The sequence below is a fragment of the Neorhizobium sp. LjRoot104 genome, from assembly GCF_964253725.1.
Classification (GTDB): Bacteria; Pseudomonadota; Alphaproteobacteria; order Rhizobiales; family Rhizobiaceae; genus Neorhizobium.
The window spans coordinates 1,341,118-1,364,935 of the sequence record NZ_CAXURS020000002.1; the positions used below are offsets into that span (position 1 = coordinate 1,341,118).

The 23,818-nt window shown below is 61.6% G+C and carries 27 protein-coding genes; 4 read left to right on the forward strand and 23 right to left on the reverse strand.

The annotated features are described in order from the left end of the window. Positions 1 to 7 precede the first annotated feature (7 nt). The 3 genes from ACSQ8R_RS28460 to ACSQ8R_RS28470 are packed head-to-tail and all read left to right on the forward strand — an operon-like array spanning position 8 to position 2,417. Complete coding sequence (locus ACSQ8R_RS28460; RefSeq protein WP_436256685.1) at positions 8 to 799, forward strand: DUF1295 domain-containing protein; 792 nt, start codon at positions 8 to 10, stop codon at positions 797 to 799. Continuing rightward, positions 796 to 1,839, forward strand: coding sequence for an SAM-dependent methyltransferase (locus tag ACSQ8R_RS28465; protein ID WP_436256686.1), 1,044 nt, complete (start codon positions 796 to 798; stop codon positions 1,837 to 1,839). Before ACSQ8R_RS28460 ends, ACSQ8R_RS28465 begins: the two co-directional genes overlap by 4 nt. Further along, positions 1,839 to 2,417 (forward strand): hypothetical protein, encoded by a 579-nt coding sequence (locus tag ACSQ8R_RS28470; protein ID WP_436256687.1) that lies wholly within the window; start codon positions 1,839 to 1,841, stop codon positions 2,415 to 2,417. The genes ACSQ8R_RS28465 and ACSQ8R_RS28470 overlap by 1 nt, the downstream gene beginning before the upstream one ends. A 26-nt stretch (positions 2,418 to 2,443) precedes the next feature. Here the strand turns inward: ACSQ8R_RS28470 and ACSQ8R_RS28475 are convergent, their stop codons facing one another. The 9 genes from ACSQ8R_RS28475 to ACSQ8R_RS28515 form a co-directional block, all read right to left on the reverse strand. Then, positions 2,444 to 2,614, reverse strand: a complete 171-nt coding sequence (locus tag ACSQ8R_RS28475; RefSeq protein WP_436256688.1) for a hypothetical protein — start codon at positions 2,612 to 2,614, stop codon at positions 2,444 to 2,446. A gap of 48 nt (positions 2,615 to 2,662) precedes the next feature. After that, the gene (locus ACSQ8R_RS28480) at positions 2,663 to 3,163 is read right to left on the reverse strand and encodes a GAF domain-containing protein (protein WP_436256689.1); all 501 of its coding nucleotides are present in this window, start codon (positions 3,161 to 3,163) and stop codon (positions 2,663 to 2,665) included. Positions 3,164 to 3,178: 15 nt separating this feature from the next. Beyond that, positions 3,179 to 4,123, reverse strand: coding sequence for a branched-chain amino acid ABC transporter permease (locus ACSQ8R_RS28485; RefSeq protein WP_436256690.1), 945 nt, complete (start codon positions 4,121 to 4,123; stop codon positions 3,179 to 3,181). A gap of 1 nt (position 4,124) precedes the next feature. Beyond that, the gene (locus ACSQ8R_RS28490; protein WP_436256691.1) at positions 4,125 to 4,985 is read right to left on the reverse strand and encodes a branched-chain amino acid ABC transporter permease; all 861 of its coding nucleotides are present in this window, start codon (positions 4,983 to 4,985) and stop codon (positions 4,125 to 4,127) included. Positions 4,986 to 4,998: 13 nt separating this feature from the next. Next, complete coding sequence (locus ACSQ8R_RS28495; protein ID WP_436256692.1) at positions 4,999 to 6,186, reverse strand: ABC transporter substrate-binding protein; 1,188 nt, start codon at positions 6,184 to 6,186, stop codon at positions 4,999 to 5,001. A gap of 40 nt (positions 6,187 to 6,226) precedes the next feature. Further along, positions 6,227 to 6,934, reverse strand: a complete 708-nt coding sequence (locus tag ACSQ8R_RS28500; RefSeq protein ID WP_436256693.1) for an ABC transporter ATP-binding protein — start codon at positions 6,932 to 6,934, stop codon at positions 6,227 to 6,229. Next, complete coding sequence (locus ACSQ8R_RS28505; RefSeq protein WP_436256694.1) at positions 6,931 to 7,686, reverse strand: ABC transporter ATP-binding protein; 756 nt, start codon at positions 7,684 to 7,686, stop codon at positions 6,931 to 6,933. Before ACSQ8R_RS28505 ends, ACSQ8R_RS28500 begins: the two co-directional genes overlap by 4 nt. Before the next feature lie 61 nt (positions 7,687 to 7,747). Beyond that, positions 7,748 to 7,885 (reverse strand): hypothetical protein, encoded by a 138-nt coding sequence (locus ACSQ8R_RS28510; protein WP_436256695.1) that lies wholly within the window; start codon positions 7,883 to 7,885, stop codon positions 7,748 to 7,750. A 90-nt stretch (positions 7,886 to 7,975) separates the two neighbouring features. Beyond that, positions 7,976 to 9,208 (reverse strand): amidohydrolase family protein, encoded by a 1,233-nt coding sequence (locus ACSQ8R_RS28515; protein WP_436256696.1) that lies wholly within the window; start codon positions 9,206 to 9,208, stop codon positions 7,976 to 7,978. 526 nt (positions 9,209 to 9,734) lie between these two features. On the opposite strand from ACSQ8R_RS28515, the gene ACSQ8R_RS28520 reads away from it, so the two are divergent. After that, complete coding sequence (locus ACSQ8R_RS28520) at positions 9,735 to 10,697, forward strand: dihydrodipicolinate synthase family protein (protein ID WP_436256697.1); 963 nt, start codon at positions 9,735 to 9,737, stop codon at positions 10,695 to 10,697. A 175-nt stretch (positions 10,698 to 10,872) separates the two neighbouring features. Here the strand turns inward: ACSQ8R_RS28520 and ACSQ8R_RS28525 are convergent, their stop codons facing one another. From ACSQ8R_RS28525 to ACSQ8R_RS28590, 14 genes are all read right to left on the reverse strand, one after another. After that, on the reverse strand, positions 10,873 to 11,583 hold the full coding sequence (locus ACSQ8R_RS28525) for a TetR/AcrR family transcriptional regulator (protein ID WP_436256698.1): 711 nt from the start codon (positions 11,581 to 11,583) through the stop codon (positions 10,873 to 10,875). Positions 11,584 to 11,755: 172 nt separating this feature from the next. Beyond that, positions 11,756 to 12,622: an HpcH/HpaI aldolase/citrate lyase family protein gene (locus ACSQ8R_RS28530; RefSeq protein WP_436256699.1), complete on the reverse strand. Its 867-nt coding sequence runs from the start codon at positions 12,620 to 12,622 to the stop codon at positions 11,756 to 11,758. After that, positions 12,619 to 13,485, reverse strand: a complete 867-nt coding sequence (locus ACSQ8R_RS28535; protein ID WP_436256700.1) for an acyl-CoA dehydrogenase — start codon at positions 13,483 to 13,485, stop codon at positions 12,619 to 12,621. Before ACSQ8R_RS28535 ends, ACSQ8R_RS28530 begins: the two co-directional genes overlap by 4 nt. A 17-nt stretch (positions 13,486 to 13,502) precedes the next feature. Beyond that, positions 13,503 to 14,696 carry a CaiB/BaiF CoA transferase family protein gene (locus ACSQ8R_RS28540; RefSeq protein ID WP_436256701.1) on the reverse strand — a complete coding sequence of 398 codons (1,194 nt, stop codon included), beginning with the start codon at positions 14,694 to 14,696 and terminating at the stop codon, positions 13,503 to 13,505. Then, positions 14,693 to 15,871, reverse strand: coding sequence for a CoA transferase (locus ACSQ8R_RS28545; RefSeq protein ID WP_436256702.1), 1,179 nt, complete (start codon positions 15,869 to 15,871; stop codon positions 14,693 to 14,695). The genes ACSQ8R_RS28540 and ACSQ8R_RS28545 overlap by 4 nt, the downstream gene beginning before the upstream one ends. 13 nt (positions 15,872 to 15,884) lie before the next feature. After that, positions 15,885 to 17,102: an FAS1-like dehydratase domain-containing protein gene (locus tag ACSQ8R_RS28550; protein ID WP_436256703.1), complete on the reverse strand. Its 1,218-nt coding sequence runs from the start codon at positions 17,100 to 17,102 to the stop codon at positions 15,885 to 15,887. Positions 17,103 to 17,297: 195 nt separating this feature from the next. Then, positions 17,298 to 17,876 carry a cysteine hydrolase family protein gene (locus tag ACSQ8R_RS28555; RefSeq protein ID WP_436256704.1) on the reverse strand — a complete coding sequence of 193 codons (579 nt, stop codon included), beginning with the start codon at positions 17,874 to 17,876 and terminating at the stop codon, positions 17,298 to 17,300. Positions 17,877 to 17,956: 80 nt separating this feature from the next. Beyond that, positions 17,957 to 18,592, reverse strand: a complete 636-nt coding sequence (locus ACSQ8R_RS28560) for a GntR family transcriptional regulator (RefSeq protein WP_436256705.1) — start codon at positions 18,590 to 18,592, stop codon at positions 17,957 to 17,959. A gap of 69 nt (positions 18,593 to 18,661) precedes the next feature. Beyond that, positions 18,662 to 19,528, reverse strand: a complete 867-nt coding sequence (locus tag ACSQ8R_RS28565; RefSeq protein ID WP_436256706.1) for an N-acyl homoserine lactonase family protein — start codon at positions 19,526 to 19,528, stop codon at positions 18,662 to 18,664. Then, positions 19,521 to 20,273 (reverse strand): ABC transporter ATP-binding protein, encoded by a 753-nt coding sequence (locus ACSQ8R_RS28570; RefSeq protein WP_436256707.1) that lies wholly within the window; start codon positions 20,271 to 20,273, stop codon positions 19,521 to 19,523. Before ACSQ8R_RS28570 ends, ACSQ8R_RS28565 begins: the two co-directional genes overlap by 8 nt. Continuing rightward, the gene (locus tag ACSQ8R_RS28575) at positions 20,266 to 21,042 is read right to left on the reverse strand and encodes an ABC transporter ATP-binding protein (protein WP_436256708.1); all 777 of its coding nucleotides are present in this window, start codon (positions 21,040 to 21,042) and stop codon (positions 20,266 to 20,268) included. The genes ACSQ8R_RS28570 and ACSQ8R_RS28575 overlap by 8 nt, the downstream gene beginning before the upstream one ends. Then, a complete protein-coding gene (locus ACSQ8R_RS28580) occupies positions 21,042 to 22,031 on the reverse strand; it encodes a branched-chain amino acid ABC transporter permease (RefSeq protein WP_436256709.1) in 990 nt (329 codons plus the stop codon). The genes ACSQ8R_RS28575 and ACSQ8R_RS28580 overlap by 1 nt, the downstream gene beginning before the upstream one ends. After that, entirely contained in the window at positions 22,024 to 22,923 is a 900-nt protein-coding gene (locus ACSQ8R_RS28585; RefSeq protein WP_436256710.1) for a branched-chain amino acid ABC transporter permease, read from the reverse strand. Before ACSQ8R_RS28585 ends, ACSQ8R_RS28580 begins: the two co-directional genes overlap by 8 nt. Further along, on the reverse strand, positions 22,920 to 23,816 hold the full coding sequence (locus ACSQ8R_RS28590) for an NAD(P)-dependent oxidoreductase (RefSeq protein WP_436256711.1): 897 nt from the start codon (positions 23,814 to 23,816) through the stop codon (positions 22,920 to 22,922). Before ACSQ8R_RS28590 ends, ACSQ8R_RS28585 begins: the two co-directional genes overlap by 4 nt. Positions 23,817 to 23,818 lie beyond the last annotated feature (2 nt).

Below are 23,818 nucleotides of genomic sequence, written 5' to 3' on the forward strand. Positions count from 1 at the left end.
TGGAAGGATGGACATGGAGGTTTTGATCTTCATCGCAATCTGGCTGTCGCTTGCGATGGCTGGCGCCTGGGGCGTGCAGCGCGTCACCGGCCTGAGCGGCTGGATCGATACGATCTGGTCGCTCGCTGTCGGACTTGGCGGCATCGTGGCGGCGCTCTTCGCCGATAGCGAATTCGGGAGGCGGATGACGCTCCTGATCCTGATCGCCATCTGGGCGGCCAGGCTCGCCAGCCATATCGGCTTCCGCACGCATGGCGGCGGTGAAGATCCGCGTTATCTCAAGCTTATCGAGGAATGGGGCGATCGCGCGCCGGCACGGCTTTTCCTGTTTCTGCAGATCCAGGCGCTAGCCGCCTTCATCCTCGTGCTGGCCATCTACCTGGCCGCCGCGAATGACACACCCTTCCCACGCCTGCTGGATGGGCTGGCCATCCTCGTCGCCATCGTCGCGCTGGCTGGAGAGGCGATCGCCGACCGGCAGCTTGCCCGCTTTCGCAGCACGCCCGCCGCCAAGAGCGAGGTTTGCGAGATCGGCCTATGGCGATACTCCCGCCACCCCAACTATTTCTTCGAATGGCTATTCTGGTGCGCTTGGCCGATCTTCGCACTGACCCCACTGGCGTGGACATGGACATCACTGCTCGCGCCGGCGCTGATGTACTGGTTGCTGGTGCATGTCTCCGGCATCCCTCTGCTCGAAGAGCACATGCTGCGCTCGCGCGGAGACAAGTTCCGCGCCTATCAGAACCGCGTCAACGCCTTCTTTCCCGGACCCTGTAGAAACGGAGAACTGCCATGAGCATGCTGGCTTTCGTCATCAATACCGCCGAGCGCGCGCCTTTGAGCGACAGTATGACCCTTGCAGGTATCGATTTCCTCTGCAGCCGCACCAAGCGAAAGCTGGCCGCGACGCCGGCTGCGGAAGAACAGACTTTCGCGGAAGCGATGGCACGTTTCCCTGTCGCCACCCATACCGACGAAGCCAATCGCCAGCACTATGAAGTACCGGCAGAATTCTTCGCCCTCGCACTCGGCCCCCAGCGGAAATATTCCTGCTGTCTTTATCCGACGCCAGCCACCACACTTGAGGAAGCGGAAACCTATGCGCTGGCAGAAACGGTGGCGCACGCAGCGCTCCAGGACGGCATGAGGGTCCTGGAACTCGGCTGCGGATGGGGTTCACTTTCGCTTTACGTCGCCCAGCAGTTTCCAAGTTCCCGCATCACATCGGTGTCGAACTCCGCTTCGCAACGCGCCTATATCCTCGATCTCGCAGCAAAACGCGGATTGACGAACCTCACCGTCGTCACTGCGGACATGAACGATTTCGCCACCGATGAACGTTTCGACCGCGTCGTCTCAGTGGAGATGTTCGAGCATATGTCGAACTGGCGCGCGCTGCTGGAACGCGTGCGCGGCTGGGTAAAACCGGACGGCAAGCTTTTCCTGCACGTCTTTACCCACAAGGACCGCTCCTACCGCTTCGACCACGACGATCCTGCAGACTGGATCGCCCACCACTTCTTCACCGGCGGCATCATGCCGGCCCATGATCTGCCGCACCGGTTTGGCGATCTTTTCAAGGTCGAGCAGGAGTGGCGTTGGTCGGGCACGCATTATCGCCGCACTGCGCTCGACTGGCTCGATGCCTTCGATCGCAGGATCGAGCGCATCCAGCCCATCTTCCGAGAGGTCTATGGCAAGGATGCATCGCTTTGGCAGCGCCGCTGGCGGCTGTTCTTTCTCGCAACCGCCGGCCTGTTCGGTCATGACAATGGCGATGTCTGGGGCGTCGGCCACTATCTCCTTAGCCCAACTCTCACTCAACAGCGCACGTGATGACCCACACACGGGCCCCGCTCGACCCGCTGACCCAGGCGAGCGTTACGATCGCCTGGGTGATCTGCGGCAACAAACCCTTTTATCCGCTCTATGTCTGGTATCTGGTTGGCGACGGCGTCACGGCGTCGCTCGGCACCCTGCTTGCCGCGCCGCTTTTCCTCGCCATTCCCCTCATTGCCCGCCAGGCCCCGACGGCCGCCCGCATCGCCCTGCCGCTGGTCGGAACGCTCGACACGCTGTTCGCGACCAAACTGTTCGGCACCGGTTCCGGCACGGAACTTTTCCTGGCGCCTTGCATCATGCTGGTCGCCCTCTCCTTCCGCGCGGAGGAGGCGTGGTGGCAACGCGGATTGGCGGCATTCGTGTTCCTGTCCTTCGTTTTCTCAAGATACGCCATCGGCCCGGCCCTGCATGTATGGAAAGATATCGACCTTTCGACCCTGCTGAACCTTAACGCGTTCGCGGTCGCCAGCCTCATGGCCTTCATCGCGATTCGCTATGCCGGAATCCCGCACATCACCGAACCCGGTGCTCGAGATCGTCATGATCCTCAACGAGCAAAACCAGGTCTATGATCATTTTTCGTGGCTCACTGGTTCGGTCAGATATCCGGCACACATGTCCGCATGCCGCGCGGTTCGTAGATGAGCGTTTCACGAACCTCACGAACCTTGTCGAGGTTTTCTTCCACCCAGGCCCGGCGTTCGACGATCCGGAACGGTTCCCCACCGGTGTGAACTTCCACCGTCGAGATCATCCGCTCTATGTTCACGCCTGTTCCTCCGGGTGATGACCGGGCAAAGCCTGCCGGATCGGGCGGTCAGTCGAGCGTGCCGGCAACGACGGGCGCGACGATGCCGACGAGCATGCGCAGGCCGTCGCCGTCCTTGTCGTCAAAGAAACCTTCATCCTGATGCGACAGGTTCGCCGAACCGATCACCTTGCCTTCCCAGACGACCGGGATGTTGATCATGCTGTTGATGCCAAGGCCGAAAATGACCTCGTAATCGGGGAAGTTGACCCGGATATCCTCGGCATTCCGCGAAATGAGGACATTGCCTTCCCCGAACACGACGCGCCCCCAGACGGTATCCTCCCGCTTCTTGCGTCCGCGCGCCGGGTAGGCGGCCTTGTCGCTGGAATGCAGGCGCTCGACGGCCTCTCCATCTTCGACAATACGGAACAGGGTAAAGAGCTTGTGACCGTAGCGCGCCTGAATGATCTCATCCAGAAGCTGCGCAGTTTCCGCAATATCATTGCGTGCAGTGATGACGGAAACCAGACGTGCGACGTCTTCCAGGGCGAGGGCCTTGGTTTTCATGAGGACATGTTCCTTTCAGGATGCTTTGATGGATGTTCCGGCCCTGGCGGTTCCGGGGCGTGGAATGACAGGATGATCGTGTGGTTCAGGCATCAGGCCGGTGACCCTGAACCGCAGCACGATGAGAAGGGTTGCGCTGAGGAATAGCTCGCGGATCGCGGCGCCCTGCGCCGGCGAAATATAGGGAATAAACGGGACGACGAAGCGCGAGCCTTCGAGAATGAGAATTATGAGGGCGGCCCCGACAACGGCGCCCCGATTGTTCCCGACACCGCCGACGAGGAGCGACAGCTTCACGTAGAGCGTGAGCAGCGGCACGAAGAGGTCCGGCGAGATGAACGACGTGTAGTGCGCATAAAGCCCGCCTGCCAGACCGATGATGCCGGAACCGATGGAAAAGGCCTTCAACTTGAATGACTGCGCGTTCTTGCCCGCGACGCTGACCACCATGTCGTCATCGCGCACCGCCCGCAAAACGCGGCCGAACGGTGAATACGAAATGCGCTGGCAGCAGACATAAAGTCCAAGGAGGACCAGCAGGACGATCCCGAGATAGACGAGGTTGTACTGGAACGGCGTGAGATCGGCCCGGAACGGGCCGGCAATGCCGGAAATTCCATCGGTGCCATTGGTCAGCCAGATTTCATTGGAAGCGACGATACGGATCGTTTCGGCAAATCCGAGCGTGACGATCGCCAGGTAATGTTCCTTCAGACGGCGAGTGACCAGTGACAGGACCGCCCCAACGACCGCCGCAACGAAGGCTCCCGCCAGGATTCCAAGCGGGATCGGTATCGCGAATGTCTTGGTCAGGATCGCGCTCGTATAGGCGCCTGCGGCGGCCGATCCGACCAGACCCAGGTTGACGAGACCGGCCATGCCCCACATGACGTTGAGACCCAGCGCCATGACCGCATAAATGCCAGCCACGACGCACATGCTGATGATATAGATTTCCATGCTAGTTGGCCTCGCGTCCGAAAAGCCCCTGTGGGCGAAGCGTCAGGATGAGCATGATCGCGATGAAGGCTACGGCGGACTTGTAACTTGCCGGCAACGCGAGAAGCGACAGTTCCTCGGCGATGCCGACCACGAGGGCCCCCGCTACCGCCCCCGGAATGCTGCCGAGCCCGCCAACCACGGCTGCGGCGAAAATCGGCAGCATGGAGCGGAAGCCCGTCAGCGGGTCGATCGAAGAATCGAGTCCGATCAGCATTCCGCCCAGACCGGCGAGCCCCATGCCCATGAAGGAGGCAATACGCGCCACGATCCGGGAATCGATGCCCTTGATATCAGCCAGCCGTGGATTGTCGGCCACAGCCCGCATGGCCTTTCCCATGCGAGTGAAGAAAAGAAAGCCGAAGACCAGTGCCATGACGATTATCGACACGGCAAGATTGTTCAATTGCTGCGGGCCGAGGTGAATGCCGCCCACGATGATGTCGCGTGCCAGGGGCAAGTCGTATCCACGCAGGTCATTTCCAAAGAAAAGCCGGACGGTGTTCTCCAGTCCGATCGTCAGGGCGAGCGAACCGATGGCCGTCGTGACGACGCCGGCCGACCTGAACGGCTTCAGGATCAGTTCGTCGGTTAGCAAGCCGATGAGCCCGCTGATCAGAAGTGCTATCGCAAGCGATGGAAGCACCGAGAATCCGTAAACGGAATTCGCGACCCAGCCGGCGAATGCGCCGGCTGTGGCATGCGAAGCGATCGCAAAATTGGGGAACCGGAGCACGGAATACATTGCCGTCAATCCAATGGCCGGAATGGCGAGAATGCTTCCCGCCATGATCCCGTTCGCAATCAACTGGAGAACATTCATCTGCTATCCCCGATCAGACGATCTTGATCAATTCGATCTTGCCGCCCTTGGCTGCGCTGTAACGGAAACGGCAATCGATGATATCGCCCTTCTCATTGAAATCGCAGTTGCCGCTCGCACCGTCATAGTTGACGTCCTTGCCCTGCTGCAGGAGCTTGAGCCCCTCGGCGGCCGAATAGACCTTGACGCCATTGCCCTGAGAGATCAGGCGAACGGCATCGCGGATGTCGGTGCCGACGGCCTTGCCGGACTTCTGGATTGCCATGAGCGCGAGGCTGATCCAGTCGGTCGCCTGGGCCTCGTAGGAATCCGCGGCCGGGTTGTTCAACCGCTTCTGAACCAGCGAATAGGCTTGGCTGCCGACGTCGCTGGACGGCTGCACGGTGACCAGCCCATCGGTAACATCGGCTTGGATGCCTTCGGCCACTTTGCTCGTATAGGCATAAGACTGCGTGATGCGGCCACCGGAATAACCGGCACGATAGAGATCCTTAAGCAGGACGGTGAGGTCGGGCGCATAGCTGTTGAGGTAGATGAAGTCGGGCTTGGCGGCGATGGCGCTGTCGATTTCGGAGCGATAGCTGGTCTTGTTCGCCTCGTAGATCAGGCCACCGACGAGCGAGGAGCCGTTCGCCGTCAGGACTGAGGCGATTTGCTCGCGCATCGTTGCCGCGAACGGCGTCTGCACGGCGATGTAGAACACCTTCTTGGCGCCGGTGGACGCGATGTACTCGGCATGCTTGGTCGCCTGCAGCGCGGTGTTCGGCTGGGTGCGGAAGATGTAACCCTGATGCGGCAGCTGAGTGATGGAGTCAGCTCCCGAAACAGTCATCAGGCAGGTCTTGCTTTCCCAGCATACGGGCGCCACGGCCGAGGTGACGGCCGACGCCCAGGTGCCCATGATCACGGGAACACGATCGACGCCGACCAGCTTCTGTGCGGCGCGCACGGCCGCCTCGGGGTTCGTCTGGTCGTCTTCGATGACCAGTTCGATCGGTCGGCCGATCACGCCGCCGGCTTTGTTGACCTCTTCGACAACCGCCTGCATCGCCTTGACCATGCGCGGGCCATCGGATGCGCCGGCGCCGGTCAGGGGCGTCAGGACACCCAGTTTGATGGCGGTCTCAGCCCTCAGGATGCCGGGAGCGGAAATGCTACCGGCAACGATGGCGGATGCGGCGAGAAATTCTCTTCTATTCATTTGCGTTCCCTCTTTTTCTGAGCTCTTGGACATTTCGGTTTTATCCTCCGAGGAACATCCGGTTGATGTCCTCGTTGGCCAGCAGTTCCGGGGAAGGTCCCTCGATACTGTTCTTGCCATCGACCAGGATGTAGGTCCGGTCGGAGATTGCCATGGCTTCTCGCGCGTTCTGTTCGACCAGCGCGATCGCCTTGCCCGCATCGCGGAGCTTGCGGATTTCCTCGAAAAGCTCGTCTGCCGCCGCCGGCGAGAGACCAGCAGTCGGCTCGTCAAGCAGGATCAGGCCCGGATCGACCATCAGCGCCATGCCGACCGCCAACAGCTGGCGCTGCCCACCCGAAAGAGTCCTTGCCAGCTGGCTCTTTTTCTTCAGCAGGATGGGGAAGTGTTTCATCACTTCATCCGCGCGGGCGCGAAAATGCTTCGGCGCGATGTAGCCGCCCATTTCCAGGTTTTCGTAGACGGTCATGTTGCCGAAAACATTGTGCTCCTGCGGCACGAACGCGATCCCATGGCGCGAAACGTCATGCGGCTTCATGCCGTTGAGTGGCGTACCTTCATAAATGATGCGACCTTCCGAGGGACGCAGCAGCCCGGCGATCGTCTTCAAGAGGGTCGATTTGCCGGCACCGTTCGGGCCGACTATGCAGACGATTTCGCGCGCGCCGACGTGGAAATTGACGCCCTTGAGTATCTGGTCGCCCGCGGAATAACCGACGATGACCTTCTCGACGGTCAGAACACTCATTTGCGGGTCCCCATATAGGCGTTTTGAACCTCTTTGTTGCCGGCCACGAAATCGAAGGTTCCCTCGATCATCTTCTTGCCCTCAGCCATGACCACGACGTGATCGCAGAGCCGCGATATCAGATCCATCTGGTGTTCGATCAATACGATGGTGACGCCTTCGGCGGCGATTGTGACGAGACGCTCGCCGATTTCCCGCACGAGCGACGGATTGACGCCCGCCATCGGTTCGTCGAGGAGCAGCATGCCAGGGTCGCGCATCATGGCCCGGCCGATTTCCAGAAGCTTCTTCTGGCCGCCGGAAAGGTCGGACGCCTTGTTGTCCAGTACATGCGACAGCTTCAGCTGTTCGGCGATGTTGAGCGCCTTGTCGATGAGCTTCTTTTCGCGTTCGAGGCCCGCCTTGCCGCGCATCAAGGATTGGATGAGGCCCTCGCCCGGCTGATCCGTGCCGTAAAGCATGAGGCTTTCGAACACGGTGAGCCGCGGGAAACCGCGAGCGATCTGGAACGTGCGCACCAGCCCTTGGCTGGAAATTTCGTCCGGCCGCATGCCATCGATGCGCTTTCCCTGGAACCGGATCTCGCCGCTCGAAACCGGCAGCACGCCGGAAATACAGTTGAAGAGTGTCGTCTTGCCGGCGCCGTTGGGGCCGATCATGCCGACGATGCCGCCTTTCGCGATGGTCAGATCGACGCCGGACAAGGCATGGACCCCACCGAAATTTCGCGTTACTCCGCTGATTTCCAGCATTTCAACCCCATTGAAGAAAAACGAACCGATCAATCCGATGTGGTAGCATCGACCAAAGAGCTCAGTATCGTCGTTTTATGTAATAGCCCGCGACGATCGTGATCGAGACGGTGACGGACAACAGGATGAAGGACGGCACAAATGCCGCCAGTATTTCGTTCGAGATCATCGACAACCACGACACGAGGATCAGTGGCAAGAGCATCAATCCCGGTGCGAGGAGATTGAGGCCGCCGACGAGCCAGCGCCCGGATCTTTCAGGAAGGGTGCATCCCCGGATCATCGCGGATCACGCAGCGAGCGTATTTTTGTAGAAGGTACCGCCGCGAACTATTGCAGCGAGGCTCTCCTGGGGGCGGGACAGGATCGTGACATCCTCCAGCGGATTGCCGTTCACGACGACGAAATCCGCATAGGCGCCGTCCGCGATAACGCCGATCTGGTTTTCCAGCATGCAGAGCTTCGAGGAAACCCGGCTTGCCGAATAGATGATGTCGTGTGCCGACAGGACCTTGGCCCGGATCTCGAACTCCATCGACTGATACTTGTGCAACTGCCCGAGCAAGTCCGTGCCAAAGCCCATCGGCAGGCCGGCTTCCTTCATCAGGCGCAGGGATTCAAGGCCACCGGTGCGCACGGTTTCGATCTTGGCCGCGGAATCCGCGCTGAGACCAAATGCGGCCCCTTCGAGCGCCAAGCCTTCATAGGCGGCCAGCGTCGGGCAAGCGATCGCGCCGGCCTCCGCGGCGAGTTTGGCGGTCTCCAAGGTAATGAGGTTGCAGTGCTCGAGGGATTTTACGCCGCATTCCACCGCGCGCCGGATCGAAGCATCGGAATAGGTATGGGCGGCAACGTAGAGACCGTAATTCTCCGCCTCCTCGACGATGGCACGGATTTCCTCGCGGGAATATTGCAGGACGTGGATTGGATCGTTGGGCGAAGAAACACCGCCGTTCGCCATGATCTTGATGAACTCGGCACCGCCCTTGATTTCCTCGCGGGTTGCGCGGCGAACCGCGTCCACGCCATCGGCGATGCGTCCGAGTGCGCCGAGCGATGCGGCATGCAGTTCCCGCTTGTCGTTGCGGGCGCGGTAGTCGCAATGGCCGACGGTCTGGCTCAGCGCCTTTCCGCAAATGACCAGCCGAGGTCCGTCGATCAGTTCCTCTTCCACCGCGAGCTTGAGCCCGAGGTCGGCGCCAGCGAGGTCGCGGACAGTGGTAAAGCCGCGCATCAGCATCTCGTGCATGATCTTGCGACTACGCAGTGCGATAAGGGAGGACGGAAGCTCGGCATTCTTGGCGAGATCGACCAGCGTGGCGATGACATGCACATGCGCATCGATCAGTCCCGGCATCAGCGTGCGGCCCTTCAGATCGATCCGTTCCACGCCCGTGGCATCGATCTTCTGCGACGAGACCCGGACGATCCGATCGCCTTCGACCTGGACCTCGACGCCGTCGAGCAGCACGCCGCTATCGACGTCGAGAACATTGCCGCCGTGGAAAATATAACTGTTCATGAAGTCCCTCATTCGCAACCATTCGGACAATAAAAACGATCACGTCTGTTTGTAAATAGCGAAAATATTAAAAATGCCCTTTGCGGTGCAAATGCCGCATCTGCTCACTTATCGGGCAAATTATATTGCAGCCGCACAATTCCACGTCGCTTGCGGGGTTCGAACCCCAGTCCGCCTTTGCCGCGGCGGGGCGATCGTAGAATGCGCCGACAATGATGGCCGCCAATGCAGATTTTCTGCCTTGCGACGATCGTCTACCGGCCCGCCTTGTTGAGGAGCACAACGAAATCTTCAGCGCACGATCTCAAGCGAGCCGAACATCCTGTCCGGGGCATACCGAACAGATCGTTCAGCAGGCGCAGAAATTGCGGGCCCGCTACGACGGAACGGATCTGCAAAACTGGCGTCGATTTTCTGTCGACAAATTGAATACAAGATGCTACCTGATCTCGCGAGGCGATGGCTCTTGCGAGCAATCCTGCGTGCGCAGAGCCAGTTCCAGGCCCGGTTCAAAAAGGAATTTGCGATGAAAGCCAGCATTTTTTCCGGTGTCATTCCGGCCCTGATGACCCCCTGCAAGGATGACCGTACGCCCGATTTCGACGCGTTGGTGCGCAAGGGTCAGGAACTGATCGCGGCCGGTATGTCCGCTGTCGTCTATTGCGGCTCCATGGGTGATTGGCCACTTCTGACGGACGCCCAGCGCATGGAAGGCGTCGGACGCCTCACTGCTGCAGGCATTCCGGTGATCGTCGGAACCGGCGCCGTCAATACGGCTTCCGCCGTTGCCCATGCCGCGCATGCGCAGAAAGTCGGCGCCAAGGGCCTGATGGTCATTCCGCGCGTCCTGTCACGCGGATCGGTAGTCGCGGCCCAGAAATCCCATTTCAAGGCGATCCTGTCTGCCGCTCCAGATCTTCCGGCCGTCATCTACAACAGCCCCTATTACGGTTTCGCGACGCGCGCCGAACTGTTCTTCGGCCTTCGGGCAGAGCACCCGAACCTTGCCGGTTTCAAGGAATTCGGCGGCCCGGCCGACATGCGCTATGCGGCGGAAAACATCACCAGCCGTGACGATGGCGTCTCGCTGATGATCGGCGTCGATACTGCCGTCTTCCACGGCTTCGTGAATTGCGGCGCGACCGGCGCCATCACCGGCATCGGCAACGTGCTGCCGAAGGAGGTGATCCACCTGTCCAACCTCTCCCAGGCAGCTGCTCGCGGCGATGTCGATGCACGCCAGCGCGCGCTGGAACTGGAACAGGCACTTGCCGTCCTGTCCTCCTTCGACGAAGGTCCGGATCTGGTCCTCTTCTTCAAGCACATGATGGTGCTGAAGGGCGACAAGGAATACACGCTGCACTTCAACGAAACCGACAGCCTTTCCGAAAGCCAGCGTCGTTATGTCGAGACGCAGCTCAACCTGTTCGAAACATGGTACGCCGAGTGGAAAAAGCTCCCTGGCGCGGTACAGGCCTGCAAGGCCTGAGCCCCATTGTCCCTAAGACGAAAGGCCCCGCCCGGGGCCTTTTCTATGAGCGGGAAGTTCACTGATCAGGCGGCTGCGGCCCCGAACCACGGGCGTCAACACGATCTTGATCGACGACCGGGACCCTTTCGCCCACGGCTTCATCCTGAAGTAAGGCGCCGGGCGAAGCTCCTGCTTATTGGCTGCCGCCATGCGTTGCGACCAGCATTTCCTTCCACTTACCAAGGAGGCTCGTCTGAAGCCCCTTGGTGGAGTTGGAACTGAAGCTGCTGTGAAGCGCGATGCCACGCAGAACGCACAGACTGAGCTGGATGAACTCGTCTGTTTCCGGCCGCTCCAGCGAAACGCCGAGAAGCTTGGCGATCGTCTTGTCACGGCTGGATGCCCAGCGAACCATGATCTCGCGAATGCCGTTGCCGAGTTCGTCGTCGTTGCGGGAAGCCAGCATGATTTCCAGCGACGCAATGTAGTTGTCCGCCTGGAAAAGCTTCTCCCAGAGGAAATCCGTCACTTCATCCGGGCTCAGGCGCCTCTGATTTGCTTCAATGAAGAGAAGCCAATCTTCTTCCCAGGAGGAAATTAGATATTGAAAGGCGGCGATGATCAGCGCATTGCGGCTGGGAAACTGGTGGGTTAGCGCACCTCGCGAGACATTCGCCCTGAGCGCAACGTCTTCCGTCGAAAAACGGCCGTACCCTACCTCGTTCATTGCGTCCAGTGCCGCCTGACAGAGCTTGGTGCGCGTTTCTTCAGATCGCTCGGCTTGAGTCCGCCTTGTTTTTTTGGCTGCCGTCTCGTGCGCTGACATTGATCCTGGTTGCGCTCCTGCTTGACAATTGTCTTGCCTACGAGGTTCCTTCGCCGAAGAACAGGGTAATTCCAGCACCTCCGTTTTGCCTTAAAGCTTTTATTATGCGCCAGCGTCAAGGGATTCTTGTTCTTCCGCCGCTTGCCATGCCAATCGCCTGCAGTGCCGAGGATCAGCTTTCGACAAAGGTAACGAGATCCGGGAATGCATCAGGCAGCATCCTCAGCTCTTGTTCGATGTCGCGCCCACGTCACGCGCGGTCGCCGACCTCCTGCGACGCCCGCGCCGTCCCCCGGCGCTGTCGGAGGATATAGTCCGCCCGCTGGACCACAGGCTTGTCGATCATTTTGCCCTCGAACTGAATGACATTCTCCCCTGCTGATTCGACGGCCCTGAGCACCGCTTCGGCCCAGATGACCTCCTCGTCGCTCGGTCCGAGCAGTGTGTTGACGGCGGCGACCTGTTTCGGGTGAATGCATAGCTTCCCGCCGAACCCGAAGTCGAGAGCGGTCCTGACATCGCGGGACAGAGCTTCGTCGTCATCCAGCGATAGCGTCACACCTTCGATGGGCGGAGCGATGCCGGCTGCGCGGGACGCCATCGCGATCTGGAAGCGGGCGTGGTCCAGAGCCGGACTCGACGCTGGAAGCCTTGCGTCCGTGCTGAAGTCGACGTTGCCGAACGCGAGCCGCGACACCCCCTTCATCCTGGCGATTTCGTTTGCCTGGGTAAGCCCTGCCACGGTCTCGATCAGAGCGATCACGGGACGATCGACTAGAAAGTGCAGGACACGTTCCAGGGATGGTACATCCGCCTTCGGAAGCATGACTTCCGCCGTCCGGAGCGCGGCCGCTGCTGCAAGGTCGCCATCGAACCAGAAGCTGTCGACGCCATTGATGCGCAGGACAGCGGAAATGCCCTGCTGGAGCCACCTGCTCGCGGCGTGGCGGGCCTCCTCCTTCTCGCCGGGCGAAACGGCGTCCTCCAGGTCGAGTATGACGCGGTCGGCTCCCGAGGAAACAGCCTTGTCGAACCTGTCGGGTCGATTCCCCGGAACGAACAGGTAGCTCCGCGGATCCTGCATGTCGGAGAGCGTGGAGGATGAGCTTGCGGTCATTCGAACCATGCCTCCGCCGTCATGGCCAGGTTGCCGCCGGGCCCCCTGGCCCAGAAACGAAGCGCTCCTCCCCCATTGCTTTCGGCACCTTCGATGCTGAAGCACCGATCGACGAACAACGGCGATACGGCTCTGAAGTCGAAGCGCGCTAGTCGATGGTCTGGTTTGGCACGAACGGCGAGTCCTTGCAGCAGGCTCGAAATCAGCGGGCCATGAACGACGAGATTGGGGTATCCCTCCTCGGCCTGCGCGTACGGCGTGTCGTAGTGGATCCTGTGACCATTGGAGGTCAGCGCCGAATACCTGAACAGGAGTACGGGATCGGGAGTGACGACCTCGGACCAATCTGGGTCCGTCGGTGCTGGCTGTGTGGCGGGCGCCGGAGAGCCCGGCTGTGGAGGCTCGCGATAGACGATGTCCTGCTCCTCCTCGATGCAAATGTCCCCGCCAACCATCACCCGATGACGGACGGTGACGAACACGAGCCGACCAGCCTTGCCCGATTTCGGGGTCACGCTCATGATCTCACTGACACGTTCGGCTCTTTCGCCGATCGCCAGCGGCGTGAGGTAACTGAGGCGCCCGCCCGCCCACATTCGTCGCGGAAGGCCGACATCCGGCAGGAACCCGCCCTTTCGAGGATGGCCGTCGCTTCCGAGTTCGCTGCGGCGGACGAAGGGGTTGAAGAAGATCCAGTGCCAGGCAGGAGGAAGATCCTCGCCTTCTGCAGGAGCAGAAGGCATGTCTAACGTGCTGGCGAGTGCTGCGACACGCTCCGGATCAATCAGGGCGGAGCGCCGCTCTGTCCGTCCCACGTAGTCCGAATAGTCCTCGGCGGGGGTGATGGCCGGATTTGCTGACATGCTAAGGCTCCCGTTACTCAGAAGATGACTTCCCGATCCGCAAGATCGGCGATTTCGCGTTGCGTCATCCGGAGGAGCTCCCCGTAGACGTAGTCCTCATGCTCGCCGAGCTTCGGCGTTCCCCTCTCGATGGCGGGCGCAGAGCTGACGGAGAACCGCCCCGGATAGCCAACTGCGGCGCGCTTGCCCCCTTCGCTGTCGTCGACGTCCACGATCGCGCCGCGCTGCCTTAGGTGCTCGTCGGTCACCAGGTCATGCGTGTTGAAGGACACGTGGGCGGGCACACCGACCCGTTGCAGAGACGCGGCGGCAGCCCCGGCATCCTGCCGGACGCTCCATTCGCCGACGGCCGCGTCCAATTCCCTTCTGCCTGCATGGCGCGCCTCGGATGAGCTGAAGCGCGGGTCGGAAAGGAAGTGAGCCAGTCCGGCAAGATCCGCGAACGCCCTCCATTGCTGTTCGCTGCCGATCGCGATGCTGAGCCAGCGGTCCGGCTTGTCAGTCGCGTAGAGGCCGTGAGGGGCCATCCGGTAGTCGTCGTTACCCAGGCGCTCCACGCGCCCTCCTGCGGACACGGCCATCAGCGAGTCTCCTACGAGCGAGGACGCGACCTCGCGGGCTGCGATGTCGACATGGGCGCCCTGCCCCGTCCTGCGCCGTCTATGCAGGGCGGCGACGGTCGCCAGCGCAGCGTTCAATCCCACAGAATGATCCATGACATGCCGCATCTCCACGGGAGGGCCGTCGGTGTATCCTGACAGGAATCCGAGCCCGCCCCATGCGCCGAACAGTGGCGCGTACCCTGCGAAGTGAGAGTCGGGTCCCGTCTGTCCGGACGAAGAAACCGATACCATGACGATGTCGGACTTGACCTCCTTCAACGCATCGTACCCGAGCCCCAGTCTCTTCATAACGCCCGCCCGGAAACTCTCCGCAGCTACGTCGGAGACGGCGACCATCTTCTTCGCGAGCGCCACGCCTTCCGGATGCTTCATGTTCACCCGGACCGAGAGCTTGTTCGACGCCACCTGATCGAAGCTGGCGGGACCGTTTCTCCCGTAGACCGCATGCGGCTTCCTGAAAATGTCAGGGCGCAGCGCGCTCTCGATCTTGATGCACTCGGCTCCGAGCTGCGACAGCATGTGGGTGCAGAACGGCCCTGCAGCATGCACCGTGAAGTCGGCGATCCGCACACCTTCCAGAGGTTTCATGCCCGCTCCTTCCATGAGTTCATCTGCAATTCTGTCGGATCCTCGTCATGGGCGTTCTCTCCATCGGAAGACGACGGCCAGGGCCTTGCGGGCAGCGATCCGCCATCGAACCTGAAGGGCGCCGACTGTATGAGGCAGGTGCCGCCGTCGGCGAGAGCCACCTCCGAGAACAGACCTCTTGCCTTCTCGTGGTGGCCGGAGAGGATCTGTTCCGGATCGTTGTAGCGGGCCATAGGAACGCCGAGACGCTGCGCGGCAACGACGACGTCCTCCACGGCACGCCTTGCGGCCCAGGCGCGTATCTTGGCGTTGATGAAGTCGCCTCGCTGGCTGCGCGCGACGGCGTCCTCAAGAGCGGCATCCATTGCCCACTCCGGATACCCCATGAGCTCGACAAGACCGTGCCACTGTCGCTGCTCCAGGGTGAGAAGTTCGACGAAACCATCCAAGCATTCGATTACGCCTCCATAGCGAAAGGAACGTGAAAGCCTGTGCTCGAGAGATCCGTCGCCATAGCGTTGGACGGTGAACGCACCGACGGCGAGGTTCGCGTCTTGAACCGATACGTCGACATACTGGCCCTTGCCGCTCCATAAAGCCGCGAGCGCGCTGAGCGCCCCCGCCACCCCGCCCTGCATCTCGGCGAAGTGTCCGGCAATCTTCAGTGGCGGCCGCTCAGGGAACAGTGTGGCTGACAGGCCATTAGGCAAGAGGAAGCCTTCCCCCGCCGAATGGATCAGATTGAGTTCACTACCCACCCAGTTCTTTTTTGGACCGTGAGATCCGAACGGGAGGACGGACAGGTGAACGATATCCGGCCAGTTGCCAGACACCCTGTCGGGATCAAGGCCGAGCCGCTTCCTGTCCGAAACGGCGACGTCGTCGATCAGGATACCTGCCGTCTCCAACAGGCCGCTGAGCTGCAACCTCCCCGCATCGGTCGCGAGATCGAGCGAGATCGCCGTCTTGCCCGACGAGAGGTAGGCGAACAGCGCGCTCTCGTCGCTGTCAGGGCCGAGAAACGGAGGCTCGCGTCGAAGTGGCGAGCCTCCGATTGGCTCAACGAGGATCACTTCAGCTCCCATCGCCGCCATAAGGCGCCCGGCGTAGGCAGCAGCGACTCCCGTCGAGCATTCCACGCATCGAATCCCATCAAGTGGCAGCAAGGTGTCCATGACTGCGCCTGCCTTACCGGACGACCGGAAGCTCGAGATCGAGATTGCCGCCGTCGAAGTGGACGGGGATGTTTGGATCGCGGCTTGGAAGGATGACGGTCGCAAGTCCGGGCGTGGTGATCTCTCCACGTTGGTTCTCGCCCCAAATCTCCAGGTCGACCAACGCGTGGCGGTCCTTGATGTATTTCCGGGTGACCTTGCCCTTGCACCAGGTGGAGTCGCCCATCGTGTTGAAGCGGCGCATCTCGGTGCGGACGCGCTTGAGGAAGGCCGCGTCGCCCATCCAGTTGGTGACGAGAGAGGCCATCCAGGAAGACCGCTGTGGGCCGTAGTCGTAGACACCCGGCACGCCGACTTCCTTGGCGGTGGATTCGCGGTGGTGGCCGATGCCGGTGTATTCGATGCCGCCACCCGCTTCCGGATTGCGGAAGAAGTGACCCGGATGCTTCATCGCCGCCTTGAACACGACGCCGTGGGTGTGTCCGCGGCCGCAGCCGACCAGGAAGCCCATCGTGTCCATCAGCGAAAGCGGGCCGCGCACGATCGGATCGAGTTCCTCGCCTTCCGACACGTCCTCCCAGTAGCGGACGTTGGCGCCGCGCATGCGGGATTCCTCGCGCAGGATCGCGTCGTCGATCTTCTCGAACTCCTCCTGCGTGTACTCGTGTGTCACGATGTCCTTGTACTTCCCGGCATCGCGGGCGGCCTTGCGCTCGTGGCGGGTGCAGGTGCCAAGCGCCCGGGCTACGATCTCTCCACGCTGGTTGCTGTACGTCGCTTCCACGTATTGGAGAACGAGGCGCCCGGAGAACTTGCTTTCCTTCTCCTCGACGCCGACGACGCGCTCGATGGCGCTGATCCGGTCGCCGGGACGAATATGGCGGAACAGCTCCCAGTCATTCCCCGCATAGAAGCCGTGGACGCCAGGAAGGCCCCAGCGGGTACGTCCGACCCATCCGAAGGCCATCGGGAACATCGGGTGCGCGACCTGACCGCCGTAACGGGAATTGCGGCCGTACTCCTGCTCACGGTAGAGCGGATTGAGATCGCCGATGCCGTTGCACCAGTTCCTCAGCGTGTCTGGAGTCGCGTCCTGGAGATAGGGTCCTTCAGGACGGAGCTGAAGTCCGATCATTCCGCGGGCTGCGGCAACGGCCTCATCGGTAATGCGACCTTCGGCGGGCGCGCCACCTACATCCTGCTTCGACTTGTCGATAACCTCTAAGTTCATTTCATCCTCCGAAATTTGACGACCACTGCGCCCAGTAAGAGGCGCGGTGAGTAAGATAATGCATTTTATATTATCCTGGTCAATGCAAAATCGAATTAGCGAGATCGGTTAAGTAACTGTTTTTATTACCATAAATTGACATAGCTCCGCCGTCCCGTTCGACCGGGTGTGGCGGAGCCTAGGTGAATCGCGTGCTTAGAACTTAAGCTCGGATGCGGCTGACACGGCCGCAAATCGGCGCACGCCAGCTATCGCGTACTGGTGCTCCTCGTCGGTCGCTCCAGCGCAGCAATCCTCGACGACGATGCATTCGAAGTCGCGGTCGTGACCTTCCCGCGCGGCCGCCTGGACGACGCCGTTAGTGGAGACGCCGGTCAGAAGCAGCCGCCTGACACCTAGCGCGCTCAGGACTGGCATCAGCTTCGTCCCATAGAACGGGCTGACGCGGTGCTTTACGATGTCGATGTCCCCGGGCTGGGGCGCGAATTCCTCATAGACCTCCGTCCCCCATTCTCCCAGTTTGAAGAAGCCGTTCTCTCTCGCCTTGGAGAAGACGGGGGAGTTCCGCGGGCATTCGCTGTAGTCGGGCGAGAAGCCGACCCTGACATATCCAACCGGCATGCCAGCAGCTCTTGCGCGCCGGATGAGTGCCTTGGTGTTTTCGTAGACGTTCCTCTCGCGGCATTTCACCACGTAGGTCTTCGCCCCCATCCCGTCGGGATGTACGAGATCGTTTATCATGTCCATGACGAGCAGGATCGTGTTGGCGGCCATTGCTTACTCCCGGATTGACTTGTCTATGAAGACATCGGTCCGAACCGGGAGAGCGAGCGCGGGCTCGCCTTGGAAAGCTCCTAGGAGGCGTAGCCTGCCTTGAACTCGTCCCATCCGGCTCGGATGTGCATGCGAAGAGCGGAAAGCATCGCCGCCTCGTCGCGGACGATGATGGCGCTCAGCATCTCGCGGTGTTCCGCGGACGCCCGCTCGATGCGGTTGTCGAGCTTGTTGATCAGATCGAAAGGGTAGCGAGCCCAGAGGATCCGAACGAACTGCAGCGTCTGCGGGAGCTCTGCGGCCAGGTAGATCGCCTCGTGGAACCGGTAGTTGATGAGCCTGACCGCTTCCCGGTCCCCGCCAGTCGCTGCCTGTTCGATCTGCTGCTGCAGGTCGCGCAGCTCCTGCACGGTCTGCGGCGTCAGCCGCTTCAGTGCGGCGAGGGCAAGCTTCGATTCCAGCGTCACGCGCAGATCCACGATCTCGTCGGTCGAATCCATGTCGAACGGCGCGACCGTGGCTCCCCGATGCGAGTCGCCGAGCACGAACCCCTCCGCTTCGAGAAGCTTGATCGCCTCCCGTACCGGGGTGATGCTCGTGCCGATCAACTGCGCGAGCTCCGCCTGCTTGAGTTTCGACCCGCGCGGGAACCGACCGGAAATGATTCCCTCCCTCAGGAAGTCGGCGACGAATTCTTCTTTCGTACGGTGCTTCACGCAGATGCCTCTCATGACCGAATGCGATATCCGCATTACCTCGGAGATGGTGCACAATGCAATATCCCATCATCTCGCTCCACCGGGCAGTGGTGGAAGGTCGAGCCGGAATACGGAACCCGATGGCTGCTGGTCGGAGCCAGGGTAGATCAGAGCGATCCGCGGATCGTGGGCGGGAACGACATGGTCGTCGGTGTCTGCAAGCGCGCGGATGCGTTCGTGTCCCGCGATCATGTCGGAAAGATTGAAGGCGACCGAGAACGGGATGCCGCGTTCGTATTCCTCGTAGTAGTGCAGCGCGTCCGAGGCGAGTACCACCCAGCCTCTCGCAGTCCGCACGCGCACGACTTCCTGACCCGCGCAATGTCCTCCGACCCAGTGCACGGATACTCCGTCCGCTATGTCCTGGTCGCGGCCGTGGAGCGTCAGTCTGTCGGAGTGAAGCAGATGCACGAGGCGCGAGATCTCGTCCGGTGCATAGGCGCGGCGGAACCAGTGTCTCTGCATCCACGGGCCAGTCACGTAAGCCATCTCTTCCGCCTGCATGTGGAAGTGCGCATTCTCCAGCGCGTCGAGGTGACCGAGATGGTCGTAGTGCGCATGCGTGAGGATGGCAGTGTCCACGGCGGCGGGATCGATCCCGAGGGACCGCCAGATCTCGACCGGACTGTGCTCTATCCCATGCCCGTGCCGGGCTGCCTTCACCGGATCCATTCCGGTATCCACGACGATGACTTGTTCCGACGCACGAAGGACCCAGCAGTAGAAATCCATCGGCATGAGCTCGGTGGGACGCGTCTCGAGGATGAAGTTGTCCCCCCGCGTGCGGCCCCGGTTCGCGCCGTATCGGATTGCATGGATCTCCCAGATGACTTCGTTGGCTGTCATCGCTTCGAGGTCTCGCACCTGCTTCGTCATCATTGTCACTTCACGCATGTTCTTTTTCAAGTTCGGCCGGAGTCGCGCCGAGATAGGCATCGATGGCCTGCTGCCGCGCGGCGTCGTCCTGAAGTTCCTCGGCGCGGCGATATCCGACGATGCGGCCGCCCCTTAGGAAGTGCAGCTCATCGCATAGCCGCATCGTCATCCTGAGGTTCTGTTCGACGAGCACGATCGCAAGGTCGCCTCCGCCGCGGATCGCGCCGAGCCTCTCGAAGACGCGGCGGACAAGCAGGGGCGCTAGCCCCAGCGACGGTTCATCCAGGAGCAAGAGCCTCGGCCCCGACATCAGCCCCCGGCCGATGGCCAGCATCTGCTGCTCGCCGCCGCTCAGGCGCCACGCGCCCCGGTCGATTTTGCTGGCGATCTCCGGGAACAGTTCGAGGATCGCGTCCATTCGTTCCTGCCGCTCGCGTGACGGGACCTGGTAGCCGCCTAGCACGAGGTTTTCCCTGACGCTGAGGTCTCCCACGATCTCCCGTCTTTCCGGCACGTAGACGATGCCGCGCCTGACCCGTTCCCGCGTCGGAAGCCCGCCGATGTCCTCGCCTTCGAAGAGCAGCTTTCCCTTGGATGGGACAAGTCCGGCCACGGCCTGCATGATTGAAGATTTGCCCGCTCCGTTCGCTCCCAGCAGGGCCGTGACCCTGCCCGGTTCGACCTCAAAGCTCACGTCTTCGACGGCCTGCGCACCTGCGCCGTAGAAGACCGAAAGGTTCTGAACTGACAGAAGGCTAGTCATCGTCGCTCCCCAGATAGACGGACACCACACTCTCGTCGCCGCGGACTGCCTCCGGAGAGCCGCAGGCGATGACTTCGCCGAAGTTAATCACGTAGATCCGATCGCACAGGGACATGACGAGGTCCATGTCATGTTCGACGACCACCATGACCAGATCGGGAGAGGCGATCGTTCGCAGCGTGCGGGTCAGGTCGCGCGTCTCGGCGTTGTTTAACCCGGCAGCAGGTTCGTCGAGAAGGAGAACCGACGGCCTGCCAACGATGGCGCGGGCGATCTCAACCAGCCGCTGCATGCCCGGAGGCAGTTGCTGCGGATGAAGGTCGGCCGCTTCGAGGAGGCCCAGGCTGGCCAGCGCCCCGAGCGCCGCCTGCCTCATTTCCGCAGCCTCCCGTCTTCCGCGCGACAGCGGAAGGAAAGCGCTGGCCCAGCCAGCGTGGTAATTGCGGGCAAGCCCCATCATGACGTTTTCGACCAGGGTGAGGTCGGGGCAGAGCGCCACCGTCTGGAAGCTGCGTACCACACCGCGCGCAGCTCTGGCCGCGGGTGAAAGCCCGTCGAGCGGATCCCCGGCGTATGTGATCGAACCGCCCTGCGGCTGGTAGGCGCCCGTCAGGCAGTTGAAGAGGCTGGTCTTCCCAGCACCGTTCGGCCCGATCAGCCCCGTGATCTCGCCGGACCTGAACTCGACGTCGAGGCCCTTCAGTACCTCGATCCCGCCGAAGGACAGGGCGATGGCCTCTCCTTTGAGCGATACGCTCCGTACGTCCATCACTTCACCTCCCGCCGTCTCGCGGCAGCCAGCTCGATCCACTTCGGCGAGAAGTGGCCCAGGAGCACCACGCCGATGAGGGCCACGCCGTAGAACACAGGGATCCATGCACCCGACCCGGACAGTAGCTGCGGAACGAGTGTGAGAAATGCGCCGCCTATGAGGGCCCTGGTCAGCGTCAGCCCGTAGAAGCTGACGACCGACCCGACGAGGAGGAAGATCGACGACCAGAATGTGTATCCCGTCGGCGAGACGGCCGAACTTGCGAAGGCTATCATCGCGCCGGATACCGCGGCGATCCCGCCGCTAATTCCCATGACGCTGACGCGGGCCCAGGATCTGCGAGTGCCGAAGGCCTCGGCCGCGGCCGGATGGGTCCGGGCAAGCAGCATGGCCCTGCCCTGCCTCGACCTCCGAAGCTGGACGAGCGCGTAGACGACCGCGGCCAGCACGAGCAGTGTCGCGTAATACCGCTGCGGTTCGATCGCCACCCCCCGGATGAGCGGCTTCGAGACGTAGAGCCCCTCGAACCCGCCCGTCCATCGGTCCGCGCTAATGATGAGTTCCGGCATGGCAAGGGCCAGCGCCATGGTCGATACGGCAAGGTAGATGCCTGAAAGGCGACGTGACGGCCAAGCGAAGATCAGACCGAAAGCGATTCCCGCAATCAAGGCGACGGGAAGGGAGACGACGAGCGGCAAGCCGAAATGTGCCTCGAGGATTGCCACCGAATATGCTCCGATGGCCGCAAAGAAGCTGTGGCCGATCGACACCTCGCCGCCGTACCGGACAAGCACGCTGACCGCTAGGACTCCTATGCTGTTGGCGAAGCACAGTCCTAGCGCGTAGCTCCACGACCCGGAGACGAGGAGAGGCAGCATCAGGAGCGCCGTCAGGACGACCAGATCAATCCGGCCTTGCGTGACCATGGATCGGAGCGAGATCGAATTCGATCGCTGTGTTCGGAGGGGAATTGCGGTCTCAGACACGGGTGCCGCCTGCTCTGGCGAAGAGGCCGTTCGGGAAGATGTTCAGGGCGAGAAGGATCACGACAAGCAGGAATGTGTTCGTGAACTCGGGAGAGACGTAGAACGTGAACAGGTTCATGAGAACGCCTATGAGAATGCCTCCAATGAGCGCTCCGGGCAGGCTGCCGAACCCGCCGACGACCGCGGCCGCGAAGGCCTGCAGCATGAACGTGGCTACTGTCGTCGAGCTGAGAAACGTCGTCGGCACGATCAGCAGCGCGCCGATCACACCGAGAACGGCCGAAACGACCCAGGCGAACAGATGTATCGAGCGGAGGTTCAGTCCGCAGATCTCCGCAGCGACGGGATTGACCGAGATTGCCCGGAAGGCGATGCCGAGCTTCGAGTAGTCGATCACCAGGAAGAGTGCCGCGATGGTCACGACGGCAACCGCCAGGACGGTGATATCGTAGCCTGTGATCCGCAGTCCTAGGAGGGAAGCGCTGAAGCGGGGAAGCGGCAGATCGAGCGGAACGATGTCCGCTCCGAACACGAGTAGCGTTGCCCCCTGGGCGATCAGTCCGATGCCGAGCGTCGTGATCGTCGCCGTCAGGTCGGACGCTCCCATGATCGGTGCGATTATCGCGTAGCTGAGAAAGGCGATGGCAACCGTGATGACGATGGCAAGCACGACGGCGCTTCCCCAGGACAGGCTCAGAAGTGTTCCGCTGGAAAAGCCGTAGATGAGAAAGGCGGCAAGTCCTGCTATGTTTCCGTGCGAGAAGTTCACGACGCGCGAACTCTTGAAGATCATGACGAGGCCAAGCGCCCCAAGCGCGTAAAGGCATCCGGTGACCACGCCCGACCACACCAGCGGGAAGAGATCGAGGATGAAGTCGTGGAAGCCGCTCATGTCGATGCCTCCGACATGCTGCCATCCTCGACGAGCCGGATCACTCCCGGGAAGTAACGACCTCCCAGCCCCTTCGCGACCGCCATCTCGTAGTATCGACGAACAGTCTCCGCCGCCTTGATCGGCACTCCTGTCTCGGCCGCGAGCTGGAACACGTAGTCGATGTCCTTGAGGACGTATTCGGGCGGGAACGAGCGTTCTGGAAACTCGCGCGGAACCATGGCCTTACGACCATGGTTGCGCAGGACGAAGCTGTCGCCGGAACCCTTCGATACGGCGTCCAGCAGGATCTCCGCCTTCACCCCTGCCCGCTCGCCCAGCACGATCATCTCTGCGAGCGTGACCACGTGTTCGAACACGAGCATATTGTTGACGAGCTTGAGGACCTGTCCCGAACCGACGGCTCCACCAAGCGTTATGTCTGTCGCCATGTAGGCGAGAATGGGTTGGATCAGCTCGAACACTTCGTCGGAAGCGCCAACCATGATGCTGAGTTCGCCACGTTGTGCGGCTTCTCGGGTCCGGGCGACGGGTGCGTCCGCGAACCGGACGCCCTGAAGATCAAGCGCCGCAGCCACTTCCCTGGCGAGAGCCACGGGTGTCGTGGAGAGATCGACGATCGTGGTGCCGGGCTTCGCATGCCGGGCGATGTCGCCAGCGACCGCCTTCACCTGGGGACCTCCGGGAAGCGACAGCAGGATGAAGTCGGCTTCCCCGGAGATCGCCTCGACGGAGCCGGCACGCTCTCCCTTGGTGCCGTCGAGATTTGAGAAGGCCTCCTCGTTCATGTCGAAGGCGATGACGCGGCCTGCATGCTTGAGGGCGACGTTGCGGCACATGGGGCCGCCCATCACGCCAAGTCCGATGAAACCGATGGTGGATGTGCTTGTCATTG